Below are 544 nucleotides of genomic sequence, written 5' to 3'. Positions count from 1 at the left end.
AAGCACAGGTGCACTGACAATCAAACCCAAAACAATGCCAATAATGGCGATGAAAAGCGATTCAATTGAAATTAAACCAATCAGCTTGCTCCTGAGCATCCCAGTGGCCAACATCACGGCAAATTCACGCTGGCGTTCTAACGTCGTCATCAAAATGGTCGCGAATAGACCAAAGCCAACGATGCCATACAGAATGTAGATGAGGAAGATCCCGCCAGCTTTGTCTAATGCGATTTGTTGAGAAAGCTCCGGCGATAACTCCTGCCAGCCTTTTACGGCGACGCTATTGCCGTAATCTCGCTTTAATTGCTCAATCACACTGGGCAATACGCGTAAATTTGAAGTATTGAGCACCCATGCCGTCACTTGTTTATCAAGTGAATACAATGTCTGAGCAGTATCGAGAGGCATATAAACCAATTGGGAATCCAACTGCTGTAACGGGAAATGCAAAATTCCAGCGACACGATACAACCCCGCAGCCGTCTGACCACGATACCCAGCGCCATACAACACCAACTCATCGCCAATCTTCAAGCGAAGA

Annotated in this window: 1 protein-coding gene; it reads right to left on the bottom strand. The window is 46.7% G+C overall.

All coding sequences use genetic code 11. The features are described from left to right. A partial coding sequence (locus tag R7R78_RS28870; protein ID WP_225474937.1) for an ABC transporter permease occupies positions 1–544 on the bottom strand: 544 nt, incomplete at both ends.

The sequence above is a fragment of the Vibrio sp. 2134-1 genome (genome assembly GCF_033339495.1).
This window is presented reverse-complemented; position numbering and strand designations above follow the sequence as displayed.